This is a genomic window from Staphylococcus sp. AtDRG32, from assembly GCF_004365845.1.
Lineage (GTDB): Bacteria > Bacillota > Bacilli > Staphylococcales > Staphylococcaceae > Staphylococcus > Staphylococcus hominis.
The window spans coordinates 425,066-443,178 of record NZ_SODE01000001.1 but is presented as its reverse complement, the minus strand read 5'-3'; the positions used below and the strand labels follow the sequence as shown (position 1 = coordinate 443,178).

15 protein-coding genes and 1 pseudogene are annotated in these 18,113 nt (G+C 31.4%); 12 read left to right on the top strand and 4 right to left on the bottom strand.

Annotation, left to right across the window (positions count from 1 at the left end; translation table 11 throughout):
- The first annotated feature begins 77 nt into the window (after window positions 1-77).
- From rimM to rplS, 3 genes are all read left to right on the top strand, one after another.
- Window positions 78-578: a ribosome maturation factor RimM gene (gene rimM / locus BDW25_RS02115; protein WP_002448854.1), complete on the top strand. Its 501-nt coding sequence runs from the start codon at window positions 78-80 to the stop codon at window positions 576-578.
- Window positions 578-1,315: a tRNA (guanosine(37)-N1)-methyltransferase TrmD gene (gene trmD / locus BDW25_RS02110; protein ID WP_002448830.1), complete on the top strand. Its 738-nt coding sequence runs from the start codon at window positions 578-580 to the stop codon at window positions 1,313-1,315. Before rimM ends, trmD begins: the two co-directional genes overlap by 1 nt.
- Window positions 1,316-1,419: 104 nt before the next feature.
- Window positions 1,420-1,770, top strand: a complete 351-nt coding sequence (gene rplS, locus BDW25_RS02105) for a 50S ribosomal protein L19 (RefSeq protein WP_002448843.1) — start codon at window positions 1,420-1,422, stop codon at window positions 1,768-1,770.
- A gap of 36 nt (window positions 1,771-1,806) precedes the next feature.
- Here the strand turns inward: rplS and BDW25_RS11000 are convergent.
- The 4 genes and pseudogenes from BDW25_RS11000 to BDW25_RS02095 all read right to left on the bottom strand — a co-directional run.
- Window positions 1,807-2,093 (bottom strand): annotated as a pseudogene (locus BDW25_RS11000) (transposase); the annotation flags it as partial.
- Window positions 2,054-2,212, bottom strand: a complete 159-nt coding sequence (locus tag BDW25_RS11155) for a hypothetical protein (protein ID WP_172848035.1) — start codon at window positions 2,210-2,212, stop codon at window positions 2,054-2,056. The pseudogene BDW25_RS11000 and the gene BDW25_RS11155, both read right to left, overlap by 40 nt.
- Before the next feature lie 290 nt (window positions 2,213-2,502).
- The gene (locus BDW25_RS02100; protein WP_133944733.1) at window positions 2,503-5,127 is read right to left on the bottom strand and encodes a YfhO family protein; all 2,625 of its coding nucleotides are present in this window, start codon (window positions 5,125-5,127) and stop codon (window positions 2,503-2,505) included.
- On the bottom strand, window positions 5,117-7,723 hold the full coding sequence (locus BDW25_RS02095; protein ID WP_002488702.1) for a YfhO family protein: 2,607 nt from the start codon (window positions 7,721-7,723) through the stop codon (window positions 5,117-5,119). Before BDW25_RS02095 ends, BDW25_RS02100 begins: the two co-directional genes overlap by 11 nt.
- 255 nt (window positions 7,724-7,978) lie before the next feature.
- Here BDW25_RS02095 and ylqF point away from each other — a divergent pair, with 255 nt between their 5' ends.
- From ylqF to hslV, 9 genes are all read left to right on the top strand, one after another.
- Complete coding sequence (gene ylqF / locus BDW25_RS02090; RefSeq protein WP_049336491.1) at window positions 7,979-8,863, top strand: ribosome biogenesis GTPase YlqF; 885 nt, start codon at window positions 7,979-7,981, stop codon at window positions 8,861-8,863.
- Window positions 8,847-9,614: a ribonuclease HII gene (locus tag BDW25_RS02085; RefSeq protein ID WP_002455424.1), complete on the top strand. Its 768-nt coding sequence runs from the start codon at window positions 8,847-8,849 to the stop codon at window positions 9,612-9,614. Before ylqF ends, BDW25_RS02085 begins: the two co-directional genes overlap by 17 nt.
- A 127-nt stretch (window positions 9,615-9,741) precedes the next feature.
- Window positions 9,742-10,908, top strand: coding sequence for an ADP-forming succinate--CoA ligase subunit beta (gene sucC / locus BDW25_RS02080; RefSeq protein ID WP_133944731.1), 1,167 nt, complete (start codon window positions 9,742-9,744; stop codon window positions 10,906-10,908).
- Between the two features lie 21 nt (window positions 10,909-10,929).
- Complete coding sequence (sucD, locus tag BDW25_RS02075) at window positions 10,930-11,835, top strand: succinate--CoA ligase subunit alpha (protein ID WP_002448725.1); 906 nt, start codon at window positions 10,930-10,932, stop codon at window positions 11,833-11,835.
- A gap of 257 nt (window positions 11,836-12,092) precedes the next feature.
- On the top strand, window positions 12,093-12,965 hold the full coding sequence (gene dprA / locus BDW25_RS02070; protein ID WP_019835580.1) for a DNA-processing protein DprA: 873 nt from the start codon (window positions 12,093-12,095) through the stop codon (window positions 12,963-12,965).
- Between the two features lie 138 nt (window positions 12,966-13,103).
- On the top strand, window positions 13,104-15,173 hold the full coding sequence (gene topA / locus BDW25_RS02065; protein ID WP_017174596.1) for a type I DNA topoisomerase: 2,070 nt from the start codon (window positions 13,104-13,106) through the stop codon (window positions 15,171-15,173).
- Window positions 15,174-15,196: 23 nt separating this feature from the next.
- A complete protein-coding gene (gene trmFO, locus BDW25_RS02060; protein ID WP_002455420.1) occupies window positions 15,197-16,504 on the top strand; it encodes an FADH(2)-oxidizing methylenetetrahydrofolate--tRNA-(uracil(54)-C(5))-methyltransferase TrmFO in 1,308 nt (435 codons plus the stop codon).
- A 137-nt stretch (window positions 16,505-16,641) separates the two neighbouring features.
- Window positions 16,642-17,535, top strand: coding sequence for a tyrosine recombinase XerC (gene xerC / locus BDW25_RS02055; protein WP_017174598.1), 894 nt, complete (start codon window positions 16,642-16,644; stop codon window positions 17,533-17,535).
- Window positions 17,536-18,081: an ATP-dependent protease subunit HslV gene (hslV, locus tag BDW25_RS02050; RefSeq protein WP_002448739.1), complete on the top strand. Its 546-nt coding sequence runs from the start codon at window positions 17,536-17,538 to the stop codon at window positions 18,079-18,081.
- Window positions 18,082-18,113: the final 32 nt, after the last annotated feature.

The window sequence follows — 18,113 nt, the reverse complement described above, 5'->3', positions numbered from 1 at the left end:
CAGGCTTTTATTATATGTGCACTCTATAAGAAACATGTTAATATGTATAAATAAACGACTATGTAAGGAGGATAAGGATGCAAGTAGAAGTAGGACAAATTGTAAATACACATGGGATTAAAGGAGAAATAAAAGTAAAATCTAATTCCGATTTTACTGATACACGTTTTCAACCTGGAGAAGTCCTTATCGTAAATCACCACCATAATGAAATAGAAATGACTATTACATCATATCGTATACATAAAGGATTCCACATGCTTAAATTTGAAGGTATTAATAATATTAATGACATCGAACAATATAAAGGAGATTATTTATTCCAAGAACGTGATCATGAGGATATTGAATTGAATGAAAACGAATTTTATTATTCTGATATTATTGGGTGTACGGTGTTTAATAATGATACACCAATTGGAAGAGTAATTAATATTTTTGAAACTGGTGCCAATGATGTATGGGTTGTTAAAGGTGACAAAGAGTACCTTATCCCATATATAGCAGATGTCGTTAAAGAAGTAGATGTTGAACATAAAACAATTTGTATTACGCCAATGGAAGGATTATTAGAATAATGAAAATAGATTACCTAACATTATTTCCAGAAATGTTCGACGGCGTTCTAAATCATTCGATTTTGAAGCGTGCGCAAGATAAAAATATTATTGAAATTAATACTGTAAACTTTAGAGATTACGCTGAAAATAAACATAATCAAGTGGATGATTATCCGTATGGTGGCGGTCAAGGAATGGTTTTAAAACCAGAACCAGTATTTAATGCAATGCAAGATTTAAAGCGTACTGATAAAACGCGTGTCATTCTCATGTGTCCTCAAGGACGACCATTCTCTCAAGCAATTGCTGAAGAATTGAGTGAAGCTGAACATATTGTATTTATTTGTGGACATTACGAAGGATATGACGAAAGAATTAGAGAAAATTTAGTAACCGATGAAATTTCAATGGGGGATTATGTATTGACTGGTGGAGAATTACCAGCTATGACTATGACTGATGCTATCGTTAGGTTAATTCCTGGAGTACTTGGTAATGAACAATCCCATCAAGATGATTCTTTCTCAGATGGTTTACTTGAATTCCCACAATATACGCGACCAAGAGAATATAAAGATATGACTGTACCTGACGTATTATTATCTGGAAATCATGCAAATATAGAAAAATGGCGACATGAACAAAAATTAATACGCACTTTGCATAAACGTCCGGATTTACTAGAAAAGTATCAATTAAGTGATAAGGATAAAGAATTTTTAGAAAGCTATAAAAATCAATTGAAAAACAACTAGGAGTATGCTAATATATATCAAGTGTGAAAAGACACTAAAAATCACTATGATCCGCTGCTATATGATTGTCTAGGCAAGAACATAGGTTGAAGGAGAGTATAAAAATGAGTAATCATAAGTTAATCGAAGCAGTTACAAAATCACAATTACGCACAGACTTACCAACTTTCCGTACTGGTGACACGTTACGTGTACACGTACGTATCGTCGAAGGTTCACGTGAACGTATCCAAGTTTTCGAAGGTGTTGTAATTAAACGCCGTGGTGGAGGAATTTCTGAAACTTTCACAGTTCGTAAAATTTCTTCAGGTGTAGGTGTGGAACGTACATTCCCATTACACACTCCAAAAATCGAAAAAATCGAAGTTAAACGTCGCGGTAAAGTACGTCGTGCTAAATTATACTACTTACGTAGTTTACGTGGTAAAGCTGCAAGAATTCAAGAAATTCGCTAATCAGTATATAGAAAACCATACTAAAAAATGGGTAAGTTAATACGCATTTAAAAAAGAGTCCGGGACTAAAGTTCCAGGATAAGTAAAAAAGGACAATTTCTATTGAAATAATATAGAAATTGTCTTTTTTATAATTTTTTTGATTATTTTCAACTCATCGAGCTATTACTTTTCTCATATTAAGTGCTATTAGCACAAATTCTAGTTCTCTTTTAGCTTTATTTATTTCTCTAATGGATATTCGAGGGAAACAAAATCGCCTTCATAAATGCAAAAACAGGCTCTACATCGATTTTTCTTTGACTGTAGATTGTAGATGGTTTTTGTTTTTGGTATTGTTTGGACAAATGAATTTATCGAATTCAGTCTTAGTAATTGTTTTTACAATATCGTTTATGGGAATGAGAACTGAAGTTTCCATTGGTAGAGTAAATTGTGTCATGTTATCATCTTTATACATAAGACACCTCGTTAATTTAGTTTAGTGAAGTTTATTAAATTATAGGAAAGAACCTTATTTTTTTTAAATATTTCAATGTAAAATTACATATAACAAAGTATTTTGGCAAGATTCTTGAGAGAACAGGACAAACTGAAGACTACAGGCTAAACCTGTCCCCTAAGAAAGTGAGTCAACAATACGTAGTATTTGTAAATAAAGAAGCCAGTAAATGAATTTATAATAAACTCATTTACTGGCTATTTTGCTAGGAATTATGACCCAGGCGCTTTTTATTTTAATTGATTTTTTCTTTTTAAATATCTGCTAAATATTATACTGCTTATTATTCCGATAACGCTCAAAATTAATAGTTTATAAAAATGTGGTGGTGTATAAGATAATTCAATATGAGTATCATTTTTCTTGACTGGAATAGCTGTCATAATACCGTTAGCTTGTTTTACATCTACATCGTGTCCATTAACACTTGCGTGCATACCGTTAGTATAGACGATTGGGACCACTAAGTATCCAGAAGTTCCTTTAGGTTTAGTGAATGTATAGCCACTTCTAAATTGTGAAATAGTCACAGGTTTAAGTGATTTAGAAGCTTGTTTTAATGTATGATAATCTTCTCCATAGATACCTTTAATAGATAGTCGATAATGTCCTTTAGTAAGACGAATCTTTAATTGATCCGACGCTTTTACTCTCATTGTTACAGGAGTTACAAAACGTCGATATTTATAACTTAGCATATTACGATTTTGAGCATATTCATTTACTCCTATAGAATGCTCAATATCTGGAGCTAACAATTCTACATCCATTTCGACATACATATCTTTATATTGATTAGCTAAAGTTTTAGGTAATGTCAATGTGATACCACCATTATTTTTTTCTACATTTAAATGAGTTTTATCTTTCCAAGTAGCATTATGTGTAGATTGATATGCTTTACTTAATAGGTTTTTATTTTGAGTGAAAGAAGTATTCGCTTTTATTGAATCATCATCTAATACTACACCTTGTAGCATCGCTTGCTCACGATCTAATGGCGATTTGAGATCATGTTTATTAAAAATCTTATTAGTAATATGAGTGGCTGGATAATTAATAGTATTTTCTGAATGAATTAATTTATCTGAACCATTATTGATAGTATCTACCTTTTTAAAACCATAAGGCATATTCAGATCGTTAGGATGTCGGAACCGATTTTGAACATCCCACATGGCTTCTAAATTTGCTCGGTTCCCTAAGTATCGATATGTACTATTCTTATCAACAGGCATATTAATTTGCATTTCTTTATCATAGTATTTTAATATATCACCATCAAAAATACTTGAATAAAGTGAAATGCCATTATAATGGTAAATAAATGGTGAATTGAGTGCATAGGCTGACATATAATCGATACGATGGAAAGGATTTTTATTATCTTTTTGTTTCTTAATATTATTAATTCTTTTAGCAAGTTTATGGTTATAATAACTTGAATCTGTTAATGTTTTTGTAGTTGTTGCATACGGATCAATAGTACGAGCTCGTGAATCGTGTGTCATCATAATTTGTTGTACAAAGAATAGTAACACAATAGCTATTAGTATATAGGGTTGATATAACCATTGTTTTTTCCATACTACAAAGGTTAAAACGATGATTAAAAATAATGGTACAATCATCCAATTGACATAAGTACTTGTAAATATATAGTGATATAAACCAAATATAAATACCGGAATTGCTACAAGTAAATATTGTTTTAATGTAAGTTCAGATAAATATTGAATATATAATGCAATTAAGATACTAGTTGAAATAGATAAAAAGTATACCCATCGACGTTGTGGCAGTGAAAAGCCATTAAATGCACTATCAAAGTATTGTGATAAAGATCCAATAAGTAAAAACCAAGTGATAATAGCAAAAATTTTATAATAGTAGTGACGATATAACTTAAACGTAAATAACGCCATCAATGCAATAATCGAAACTGTGATATAAAAACCATCAGAAAAAATATGATATTTATTTTGTGTTAAATCTGTAAACAATGTAATATTAAAGTCATTATTTTGGGCTCTATCATTATTTAGGAATGAAGATACACCTGTATAGAATCCTAAAATACTAGATAAAAGCGCAAGTATTGCACCAATAACGAGTAAATAAAATTTTTCCCATCTTGATACGATATCATAACGATATTTAAAAATGATTCTTAATATGAAATAAATCCCTAATACAATAGCTTGGTAGTAACTGAAATAAAAATTAGAAAATAAGGTCAGCGCAACTGAAAAGATAAATAGCCCTATTCTTCTTTTTTGGAAGAAACGTTCCATTCCCCATAAAGATAAAGGTAATAAAATCAATAAGTCTCCATAAAATGACCATGTATAGTTATAGTAAAGAACAAGAGTGGATGCACCATATAAAATAGTAGCGATAAGCAATGGCGCCGTTTTCAACTTTAGCCATTTTAAGTAGTAAAATACAACAATAATTGTAATAATCGTTCTAGCGTAAGCGATTATTAATTGGTTAGTTGCCCAAAAGGCGATGTGACTCGTTTGCCAATGAAATAAAAAGTGACTTACCCAGATTATAAAAAAATTAATCCACATTATCGGAGATAAAGAATAATAATAGGCTAACCCCTTAATGTAATCTCCACCTAATCCAAATGATTGATCATAGGCTCCTTTGAACTTACTATAATGTTCATATAAGTACATTTGAAATGGCATCATTTGTCTAAAACCATCTCCGGAACCACTAAATACAAATCCTTCTTTGACATAATCTCGAATAAATGGATAATAAACTGCCAAAGAAATGATATTAGCAATTATAAATATAGATAAAAAGGTCAATAATCGATTGGACCGAATTTTATTGATCAATGTTTTTCCTCATCTTTCTCTTTTTGGTATTAACAAATCTAACAAATACAACACTTATTATTATACTGATTAGTGAAATTAAAATCATAGTATTCCAATAAGGTGGTTGATATTTAATAATTATTTTTTTGGCAGATGAATTAACAGGAACGCCTGTCATCATGTAATTAACTTTCATAGGTTTAATACGGTGTCCATCAACATACGCTTGCATACCTTCTCTATAAGGAATATTAATTGAAGCAATCCCTTTATCATGTTTAGCTAAGTTGACTTCGACGCCATTTTTAATATCTTTATATTTGTTATTAAAATCAGCTTTTTCATGCATTTGTTTTAATATTTTATAGTTTTCACCATTTAATTGTTGAAGATTTAAATAAAATGTTCCTTTAGGAGATAAAGTGATATTGATGTTTCCTTTATTATCAGGTTGTGTTCGATAAAGTTGTGTATCAATACCAGTACGATAAGTAGAATTATTAAATAATCGGTGATTTGCATAATTATTCACAGAGACTGTGTAATTACTATCGGGATGACCACGCTTTATTTTCATCGTAACGTAAAAATCATCATACTTTTGGCGTAATGATTGAGGTAAGTGTATTGTTAATGTTCCACCTTTATCTCCAATTACTTTATAGACATTACCATTTAAATGTTTTAGATTTTTATAACTCAATGATGATTGAGTTAATAAATTAGGAGCTTTATCTTTATAACTTGTGCCTTCATTGTTTAAAATAACACCTTTTAACATTGCATGTTCTCTATCAATTGCAGTTGTTAATTTTTTACTATTGTATATAGAATCAGTTACTTTAACAGAGGGTAAGTTAAGTGTATTTTCATAAATACCATATTGCCCGCTTGATTTTATTTTTTTGAAGTAGGAAGGTAAGTTATTTTGATAATTTTTTAGCATCATATAACGCACTGAAAATAGACTCGCGATATTTTGTCGTCCATTCGTTGATTGATATCGACTCAATGACTCCTCAGCTAAATTAATTTTTAAAGCATCGTAATAATAATCGAGTATATTATGATGGAAAATACTTGAATACAAACTTAACCCTTTAAAATGTTGATACATCGGTGTATTATCTTGTTCGTTGACTCTCCAATCGATACGTTCATCCTCATGCTTATTTTGATTCATTTCTTTGACAAGCGCACGTTGTAAGTCGGAACTATATAAACTGGAATTAATATAAAACGTATTTCCACGATCAGTGTGATCTTTATAGTAAATTTGATTTTTAATGAATACTATAGAGACCAAGATACTTAATAATATAATTGAAATATTATATAAATAACTTAATTTAAAACGATATGTACGATCTTTAATGATAAGAACCATCAGTCCAATTAAAGATACAATAGGGACTAATATGAACCATGCTAAAAATTTATGATATATTATAGCGCTTATAAATATAACTAATTCTGCAATAATATTACTTATTAGATAAGATTTTGTAGTTAGTGTTTTGAAATATTTTAAAAATAATCCGATTAATAGTGTGGAATTAAAAGCTAAAATAAAATGCCAACGCTTTTGAGGTGCTGAAAAACCATTAAATACTTGGTCGATGAAAGGTATAAAACTAAATATGATAAATACAAAGGTAAGGATAGCAAATAAACGATAATAATAATGTTTATATAATTTAAAACTTAAAAGAGCTTGAATGGTAATAAATAATAATACAATTAAATAATTATCAAAGAAAATATTTGTATTAATATCTAATTTTTCAAATGTATCAACTGCTCCAGAAAAAGGCACACGACGGTTATTTAAAAAGCTTTGAGCACCATGAAAAAAGATAAATAAACTATTGCCTAAACCTAACAGGGCACTAATGATTAAAGTTAAAAATGCTTTACTTCTTGAGAGAATATCTTTTGGGTGTCTAAATATTACACGAATCAGTATATAACCCCCACCTATTAAACAAAGATAATATGCAAAATAAAAGTTATTAATTAGTATTAAAGAAACAGTAACAATGAATAGTCCAAACTTCTGTTTTTGCAAGACTCTTTCAATAGAGAGTAGTAATAACGGCATCCAAACAAACACATCACTAAAGAAGGGCCAATACACTGTAAAGCGATAATATAAGGGTGACATAACAAATAAAAACGCTACAACTAAGCTTAACCGTTTGTTATTTGAAATGTATTTACTATATAAGTAAGTGCAATACATAGCAATCGTTGCTTTAATCATGGACATAACAAGGGCATTAATCATCCAAAATAATATATCATGCGTATGTAAAGGAATAAAAATTTTAATAAGTGCAATAAATACTACATTTATTATAAATAAAATATTTGTGGAGAAGTAGTAACTAAGATCTGTAAAGAAATCTCCACCTAATCCAAAATCGGTGGAATAAAACAAATTGCCACTACTCCATTTATCAAATAAATACATTTGAATTGGAACCATTTGTTCCATTCCATCATTTGGACCTGTAAATAAAATGCCATCGTGAATAAAACGATAAATGACATAACTATGGCCTATGATGGACAGTGCTATAAAAATTCCTAGATAAGTAAAAAATTTTTTCATATTAAACCTCTGTAGTTAGAATGTCCTATTAATAATTAAAAAATGACTACATACTAAATTGTAGTGTATTAAACTTCCTAATAAAAGTATTTATATGTTTTATAAAAAATTAGAAATTTGTTTTTAATAGTAGCGATTTAATGAATATGAAATAGCATGTTAAAATATAATAGAATTGATAATAGTAGTGAAGATTTTAAATATTGATTATAATCGAACAGTTGAAATAAATTTAACGAAAGTAGGGTGAATGTCATGGTGATTCAATGGTATCCAGGGCATATGGCAAAAGCCAAAAGAGAAGTGACAGAACAACTTAAGAAAGTAGATGTGGTATTTGAACTTGTTGATGCACGTATACCGTATAGTTCAAGAAATCCAATGATTGATGATGTCATTAAACAAAAACCACGCGTAGTTATTTTAAATAAAAAAGATATGTCGAATTTAAATGAAATGCAAAAGTGGGAACATTTCTTTACTGATAAAGGTTTTTATCCTGTAGCAGTTGATGCGAAACACGGCAAAAATTTAAAAGGCGTAGAAAATGCTGCAATTGAAGCGACTAAAGAAAAGTTTGAGAAAGAGAAAGCGAAAGGACTTAAACCTAGAGCTATACGTGCCATGATTGTTGGTATACCTAATGTGGGAAAATCTACATTAATTAATAAGTTAGCTAAAAAAAACATTGCTCAAACAGGAAATAAGCCGGGAGTAACGAAACAACAACAATGGATTAAAGTAGGTAAAGCATTACAACTGCTAGATACGCCAGGTATTTTATGGCCTAAATTTGAAGATGAAACTGTAGGTAAAAAACTAAGCCTTACTGGTGCCATTAAAGATAGTATCGTGCACTTAGATGAAGTAGCAATATACGGTTTACAATTCTTAATTAAACATGATGTTGAAGGATTGAAGAATCATTACAATATTGATGTAGAAACTGATGCAGAAATTTTAGAATGGTTTGATGCTATTGGACGTCGACGTGGGTTATTACAAAAAGGAAATGAAGTCGATTACGAGGCTGTCATCGAATTGATTATTAATGATGTGCGTAATGCTAAAATTGGAACTTATTGTTTTGATATTTATTCAGAAATGAAAGGGGACTTAGATTATGCCTCAAACAATTAAAGAGATTAAAGCATTATTAGACACAATTGATTCAATTGAAGCACTTGAACAACATGAATTAATGAGTGATACAAGAAAAGGGGTACAGCAAAATATAGTACGACGTCGTAAACAGCTTTTAAAAGATCAAGAAACACAAGAACATTATCAACAAATGAATAAATATGAAAATAAAATATTAAAGGACAATCCTAATGCTTTAATATGTGGGATTGATGAAGTAGGTCGTGGTCCACTTGCTGGGCCTGTTGTAGCTTGTGCAGTCATTTTAAATAAAGAACATCAATATTTAGGATTAGATGACTCGAAGAAAGTTTCAGCAACAAAGCGAAAAATACTTAACGAACAATTGAAAGAAGGTGTTTATGACTATGCTTACGGGATAGCAAGCGCTGAAGAAATTGATGAGTTCAATATTTACAACGCAACCAAATTAGCTATGGAACGTGCTATTAATCAATTAAAACAACAACCTAATCATTTACTTATTGATGCTATGACATTGGATAATGCAATGCCTCAAACTTCTATTATTAAAGGAGATGCTAAAAGTGTTTCTATTGCTGCTGCTAGTATCATGGCAAAAGAATATAGGGATGGTTTAATGGCGGAAGTAGCACTGAAATATCCTGGTTATGATTTTGAAAAAAATGTAGGATATGGCACTAAATCACACCTTCAAGGATTAAAACAATTAGGCATAACGCCATATCATCGTAAAACGTTTGAGCCTGTTAAATCAATGATATAATTAAAATAAAATTAAAATTATTTGAATTTAAAAACTATTGCAAAAAGTATAACACTTTCAGTTTACAAAAGCGCTTACATTTTCTATAATTAAAGTGAACTTAACCTAAGAAACAGGAGGATGGAAGATGAATATCCACGAGTATCAAGGTAAAGAAATATTTCGTGCTATGGGTGTAGCCGTTCCAGAAGGACGTGTAGCATTTACTGCTGAAGAAGCGGTGGAAAAGGCAAAAGAATTAAATTCAGATGTTTATGTAGTGAAAGCACAAATTCACGCTGGGGGTAGAGGTAAAGCAGGTGGAGTTAAAATTGCTAAATCACTGTCTGAAGTTGAAACTTATGCTAATGAATTATTAGGCAAGCAATTAGTAACGCATCAAACTGGACCTGAAGGTAAAGAAGTTAAACGCTTATATATCGAAGAAGGTTGTGATATTCAAAAAGAATATTATGTAGGCTTTGTCATTGATCGTGCTACTGATCGTATTACATTGATGGCTTCTGAAGAAGGTGGAACTGAAATTGAAGAAGTTGCAGCTAAAACGCCAGAAAAAATCTTTAAAGAAACAATCGATCCAGTGATAGGGTTATCACCATTCCAAGCACGTCGTATTGCATTCAATATTAATATTCCAAAAGAATCTGTAAATAAAGCAGCAAAATTCTTACTTTCTTTATATAATGTTTTTGTTGAAAAAGATTGTTCTATTGTTGAAATTAATCCACTTGTAACAACTGGTGATGGTGATGTTTTAGCTTTAGATGCAAAATTAAATTTTGATGATAATGCATTATTCAGACATAAAGATATTTTAGAGTTACGTGATTTAGAAGAAGAAGATCCAAAAGAAATTCAAGCATCTAAATATGATTTATCATATATTGCCTTAGATGGTGACATTGGTTGTATGGTTAATGGTGCCGGATTAGCCATGGCTACAATGGATACAATTAATCATTTCGGTGGTAATCCAGCTAACTTCCTAGACGTTGGTGGCGGTGCTACAAAAGAAAAAGTAACTGAAGCATTCAAAATCATCTTGGGTGATGATAATGTAAAAGGTATTTTTGTAAATATCTTCGGTGGAATTATGAAATGTGATGTGATTGCAGAAGGTATTATAGCAGCAGTTAAAGAAGTCGAATTAACTTTACCTTTAGTTGTTCGTTTAGAAGGTACAAATGTTAAACGTGGTAAAGAGATTTTAAATGAATCTGGTCTAGCAATTGAACCAGCAGCAACAATGGCTGAAGGTGCACAACAAATTGTTAAACTTGTTAAAGAAGCGTAAGGAAAGGATGGGAACACTAAAATGGGTGTATTTATAGATAAGAATACTAAGGTAATGGTGCAAGGTATTACAGGGTCTACTGCCCTTTTCCATACAAAACAAATGCTTGATTATGGCACACAAATTGTCGCAGGGGTAACACCAGGTAAAGGTGGACAAGTGGTTGAAGGCGTGCCAGTGTATAATACAGTAGCTGAAGCTAAAAAAGAAACAGGTGCTAACGTATCAGTAGTTTACGTACCAGCACCATTTGCTGCAGATTCAATTTTAGAAGCAGCTGATGCAGAATTAGATATGGTGATCTGTATTACTGAACATATTCCAGTTGTTGATATGATTAAAGTGAAACGTTATTTAGAGGATAGAAAAACACGTTTAGTTGGACCAAACTGTCCTGGTGTAATTACAGCAGATGAATGTAAAATTGGTATCATGCCAGGTTATATTCATAAAAAGGGACATGTAGGCGTTGTCTCTCGTTCAGGTACTTTAACATATGAAGCAGTACATCAATTAACTGAAGAAGGTATTGGTCAAACCACAGCAGTAGGTATCGGTGGGGACCCAGTTAACGGTACAAACTTTATCGATGTACTTAAAGCATTTAATGAAGATGAAGAAACAAAAGCTGTTGTTATGATTGGCGAAATCGGTGGTACTGCTGAAGAAGAAGCAGCTGAATGGGTCAAAGCAAACATGACTAAACCAGTGGTTGGTTTTGTTGGTGGACAAACAGCACCTCCAGGAAAACGTATGGGCCATGCAGGTGCAATCATCTCAGGTGGTAAAGGAACTGCTGCAGAAAAAATTAAAACGCTTAATGAATGTGGTGTTAAAACAGCAGATACACCATCAGAAATTGGTACAACACTAATTGAAGCGGCAAAAGAAGCAGGCATTTATGAAGAACTATTAACAGTGAAGTAGCAATTATGTAATTAATAATTGAATTCAAACTGTCAACAATTACTGAAATTTGTTGGCAGTTTTTCTTATATATATCGTAGACTACAATATATTATAAATAACTGAACGCTCTATTTTTCACATGTTATGAAATCAAAAAGTATACATAATCTTTTAATATTATTACTCCTTACATTTATATATCAAATTTGTCTTATAAATGAAATTTTACTGTTAATGATTCACGGTATAATAAATTAAAAGGAGACATTTACTTCATGAATGATTTTATTTTATTAAAAATGAGATGGATAGGGTATACGACCCAACATATTCATCATTTACTCAATGTATTTCCAAAATTTTTCAATGTTAATGAACATGATCAATTTGAAATGATCAATGAATGGGAATCTCTATATTTAAAAAAGAAGCGTTTTACTCAATTAACAGAGATTTCTTACGATTATATTCAAACCCAACTTTCTAGATATCAGGTTAACTATGTTACTTCATTTTCTTCTCAATATCCTTCATTGCTTAAAACTATTTACGACTATCCTTTTATATTATTTTATCGTGGAAATATACATTTATTATCATCTACGTATACTTTAGGTGTTGTAGGTTCACGTGAGGCCACAAATTATTCTAAGTGTGCACTAGATTATCTGTTTCCTCACTTTATAAATATTCCACTAACGATTGTATCCGGTTTAGCGAAAGGTGCTGATAGCATAGCTCATCAATTCGCATTAAAACATCATCTTCCAACTATTGCAGTTCTAGGTTTTGGCCATTTAAATCATTATCCAAAGGAAACACGAAAGTTACGCAATATAATTGAAGAAACTGGTTTAGTCATAAGTGAATATCCTCCTTTAACAAAAATAAACAAATATCAATTCCCTGAAAGAAATCGTCTGATAAGCGGGTTGTCTCGTGGTGTATTAATTACTGAAGCTAAAATTAAAAGTGGTAGTCAAATTACAATAGATTGTGCTTTAGATCAAAATAGAAATGTTTATGTACTGCCTGGATCGATGTTTAATCCTTTGACAAAAGGAAATTTATTACGTGCTCAAGAAGGTGCAATGATTGTTTCAGAAGCAGAAGATATATTATATGATTATCGCTTTTTAAACGATTAAATATATAAATAATTAATTGTGAAAATTCAAAGGATATTTCACAAAAAAATATCTATATTGGATTAAAATATTGACAAAAACAAAATTAACCGTTTATCATTTATCTTTAGTAATTGAAAAAGCAAGGGGGAATTCACTTTGGCAGATAATTTAGTCATCGTTGAGTCGCCTGCAAAAGCGAAAACCATTGAAAAATATTTAGGTAAACGATATAAAGTTATTGCTTCTATGGGACACGTACGAGATTTACCAAGAAGTCAAATGGGTGTAGACGTAGAAGATAACTATGAACCAAAATATATAACTATTCGAGGTAAAGGTCCTGTTGTTAAAGATTTAAAAAAATATGCGAAAAAAGCTAAAAAAGTTTTCTTAGCTAGTGACCCTGACCGCGAAGGTGAAGCGATTGCTTGGCATTTATCAAAAATTTTAGAACTTGAAGAATCAAAAGAAAACAGAGTTGTATTTAATGAAATCACTAAGGATGCAGTAAAAGAAAGTTTTAAACATCCTCGTGGTATTGAAATGAATTTAGTTGATGCACAACAAGCGCGTCGTATTTTAGATAGACTTGTAGGTTATAATATTTCTCCAGTACTATGGAAGAAAGTAAAAAAAGGATTGTCAGCTGGTCGAGTACAATCAGTTGCTTTAAGATTAGTCATTGATCGTGAAAATGAAATCCGTAATTTTAAACCAGAAGAATATTGGTCAATTGAAGGTGAATTTAGATATAAAAAATCAAAGTTCACTGCTAAATTCTTACATTATAAAAATAAACCGTACAAATTAAAAACAAAAAAAGATGTTGAAAAAATTACATCCGAATTAAATGGTGATGAATTTGAAATCACTAATGTAAATAAAAAAGAAAAAACGAGATACCCTGCAAATCCATTTACAACGTCTACGTTACAACAAGAAGCAGCACGTAAACTTAATTTTAAAGCACGTAAGACTATGATGTTAGCACAGCAATTATATGAAGGTATCGATTTGAAACGACAAGGTACAGTTGGATTAATCACATATATGAGAACAGATTCAACACGAATCTCACAAACTGCTAAAGATGAAGCAAAATCATATATTGAAGAGAAATATGGTACTGAGTATACTTCAAACCGTAAAACAAAAGGCAAACAAGGGGATCAAGATGCCCATGAAGCTATTCGTCCAACAAGTACATTACGTACACCAGATGAAATGAAAGCATATTTAACACGTGATCAACATCGCTTGTATAAATTAATTTGGGAACGTTTTGTAGCAAGTCAAATGGCTCCTGCAGTTTTAGATACTGTGGCTTTAGATGTAACACAAAATGACATTAAATTTAGAGCAAATGGACAAACAATCAAATTTAAAGGCTTTATGACATTATATGTTGAAGCAAAAGATGACAAAGATAATGATAAAGAAAATAAATTACCAAAATTAAATCAAGGTGACAAAGTAACTGCAACACAAATTGAACCGGCACAACATTTCACTCAACCACCTCCACGATACACAGAGGCACGATTAGTTAAAACATTAGAAGAATTAAAAATTGGTAGACCTTCAACATATGCTCCAACGATTGACACAATTCAAAAACGTAATTATGTTAAACTTGAAAGTAAACGTTTTGTACCAACTGAACTAGGAGAAATCGTGTATGAGCAAGTGAAGGATTACTTCCCAGAAATTATTGATGTTGAATTTACAGTTAATATGGAAACCTTGCTCGATAAAATTGCTGAAGGTGATATCGGTTGGAGAAAAGTTATCGATAATTTCTATGGTAGTTTTAAATTAGATGTTGCACGTGCAGAGGAAGAAATGGAAAAAGTTGAAATTAAAGATGAACCAGCCGGCGAAGATTGTGAAGTATGTGGAGCTCCTATGGTAATAAAAATGGGACGTTATGGTAAATTTATGGCGTGCTCGAATTTCCCAGATTGTCGAAATACAAAAGCTATTGTTAAAACTATTGGTGTCACTTGTCCAAAATGCAAAGATGGCGATGTAGTTGAGAGAAAATCTAAGAAAAATAGATTATTTTATGGTTGTTCGAATTATCCAGAGTGTGATTTTATTTCTTGGGATAAACCAATAGGAAGAGATTGTCCAAAATGTAATCATTACTTGATGCAACATAAAAAAGGACGTAGTTCTCAAGTGATTTGTTCTAATTGTGACTATAAAGAAGAAGTACAAAAATAGAGTTTTATTAAAGGAGAATGTATATGAGTCAAACTGTTAATGTTATAGGCGCAGGATTAGCTGGTTCAGAAGCAGCTTATCAATTAGCAGAACGTGGTATTAAAGTGAATTTAATCGAAATGCGTCCTGTTAAACAAACGCCTGCCCATCATACAGATAAATTTGCTGAGTTAGTATGTTCTAATTCACTACGTGGTAATGCATTAACAAATGGTGTAGGTGTGCTTAAAGAAGAAATGCGACGTTTAGATTCATTAATCATCGCAGCAGCTGATAAAGCTAGAGTTCCAGCTGGTGGTGCATTAGCAGTAGATAGACATGACTTTGCTGGTTATATTACAGATACATTGAAAAATCATCCTAATGTAACTGTTTTGAATAAAGAAATTCACAGTATTCCAGAAGGACATACAATCATTGCAACAGGCCCGTTAACAACTGAACATTTAGCTAAAGAAATTGTAGAAATTACAGGTAAAGATCAACTATATTTCTACGATGCAGCAGCTCCAATCATTGAAAAAGATTCAATTGATATGGATAAAGTCTATTTGAAATCACGCTATGATAAAGGTGAAGCAGCATATTTAAATTGCCCTATGACTGAAGAAGAATTCAATCGTTTTTATGATGCGGTATTAGAAGCTGAAGTTGCACCTGTAAATGAATTTGAAAAAGAAAAATATTTTGAAGGATGTATGCCATTTGAAGTGATGGCTGGTAGAGGTCGTAAAACATTACTATTTGGTCCAATGAAACCAGTAGGATTAGAAGACCCTAAAACTGGTAAACGTCCATATGCAGTAGTGCAATTACGTCAAGATGACGCGGCTGGTACGCTTTATAATATTGTCGGCTTTCAAACACATTTAAAATGGGGCGCTCAAAAAGAAGTCATTCAATTAATTCCAGGTTTAGAAAATGTTGATATTGTTAGATATGGTGTGATGCATAGAAATACCTTCATTAATTCACCTGATGTTTTAAATGAAAAATATGAATTAATTAATAATGATAGAATTCAATTTGCAGGACAAATGACAGGTGTGGAAGGATATGTTGAAAGTGCAGCAAGTGGACTTGTAGCAGGTATCAATTTAGCGCATAAGTTACTTGGAAAAGGAGAAGTGATTTTTCCAAGAGAAACAATGATAGGCAGTATGGCTTATTATATTTCTCATGCTAAAAATGAAAAAAACTTCCAACCAATGAATGCTAACTTTGGTTTATTGCCGTCACTTGATCGCCGCATTAAAGATAAAAAAGAACGTTATGAAGCACAAGCATATCGTGCACTAGACTATTTAGAAAATTTCAAAAAAACGTTATAGATTTAAATTATAATAAAATATTTTGAAGGAATTTTTAAATTATTCACAAATTCTCAAAAGATTTTGAATTCTATAGCTAATTATTTTAGTCCCCCTCAGTTTATATGCTACAATGCATATGATGGAGGGGATTTTTAGTGGAAGAAATCCAAAAGAAATTTTTGAATATGCTTAAAGTTGAAAGAAATTTCTCCGACCATACATTAAAAGCGTATCATGACGATTTAGCTCAATTTAATCAGTTTTTAGAACAAGAACTGTTAAATTTAAGAACGTTTGAATATAAAGATGCAAGAAATTATCTAAGTTATTTATATTCCAATAATTTGAAACGTACTACTGTATCAAGAAAAATATCAACATTAAGAACATTTTATGAGTTCTGGATGACTCAAGATACATCTGTAAATAATCCTTTTATACAACTTGTACATCCTAAGAAAGAGCAATATCTTCCTCAATTTTTTTATGAAGAAGAAATGGAAGCATTATTTAATACTGTTTCAAACGATGCAAAAAAAGGATTAAGAGATAGAGTAGTAATTGAATTATTATATGCAACAGGCATTCGTGTTTCAGAACTTGTGAATATAAAGGTTATGGATTTAGATATGAATCTTCCAGGGGTAAAGGTATTGGGTAAGGGAAATAAAGAACGATTTGTGCCTTTTGGAGAGTTTTGTAGACAAAGTATTGAACAATATTTAGAAAAATTCAAACCACTTAAAGGTAAAAGTCATCCTTATTTAATTGTTAATATGAAAGGTGATCCTATTACTGAGAGAGGTATTAGATATCTTCTCAATGATGTAGTTAAACGTACAGCGGGGGTAACTGAAATCCACCCTCATAAATTAAGACATACATTTGCTACACATTTATTGAATCAAGGTGCAGACCTAAGAACAGTTCAATCTTTATTAGGACACGTTAACCTTTCTACAACTGGTAAGTATACACATGTATCTAATCAACAATTGCGCAAAGTGTATTTAAATGCACATCCTCGAGCAAAAAAGGAGAGTAAATAAATGAGTAAGACATCATTACATGCTACAACGATATATGCTGTAAGACACAATGGAGAAGCGGCAATGGCTGGAGACGGTCAAGTTACACTTGGTGAACAAGTAATTATGAAGCAAACAGCTAGAAAAGTAAGACGCTTATACGAAGGTAAAGTGTTAGCAGGATTTGCAGGAAGCGTAGCCGATGCATTTACATTATTTGAAAAATTTGAAACTAAATTACAACAATTTAGCGGTAATTTAGAACGCGCTGCTGTAGAACTTGCTCAAGAATGGCGTGGAGATAAGCAATTACGTCAACTGGAAGCCATGCTTATCGTAATGGATAAAGATGGTATTTTAGTGGTAAGTGGTACAGGTGAAGTCATTGCGCCTGACGATGATTTAATCGCTATTGGTTCAGGAGGAAACTATGCATTAAGTGCAGGAAGAGCACTTAAACGTCATGCTTCACATATGACTGCTAAAGAAATGGCATATGAAAGCTTAAAAGTGGCTTCAGATATTTGTGTATTTACAAATGATAATATTATTGTTGAGACTTTATAAATAACATATATAAACAAAACGGAAATGAATTG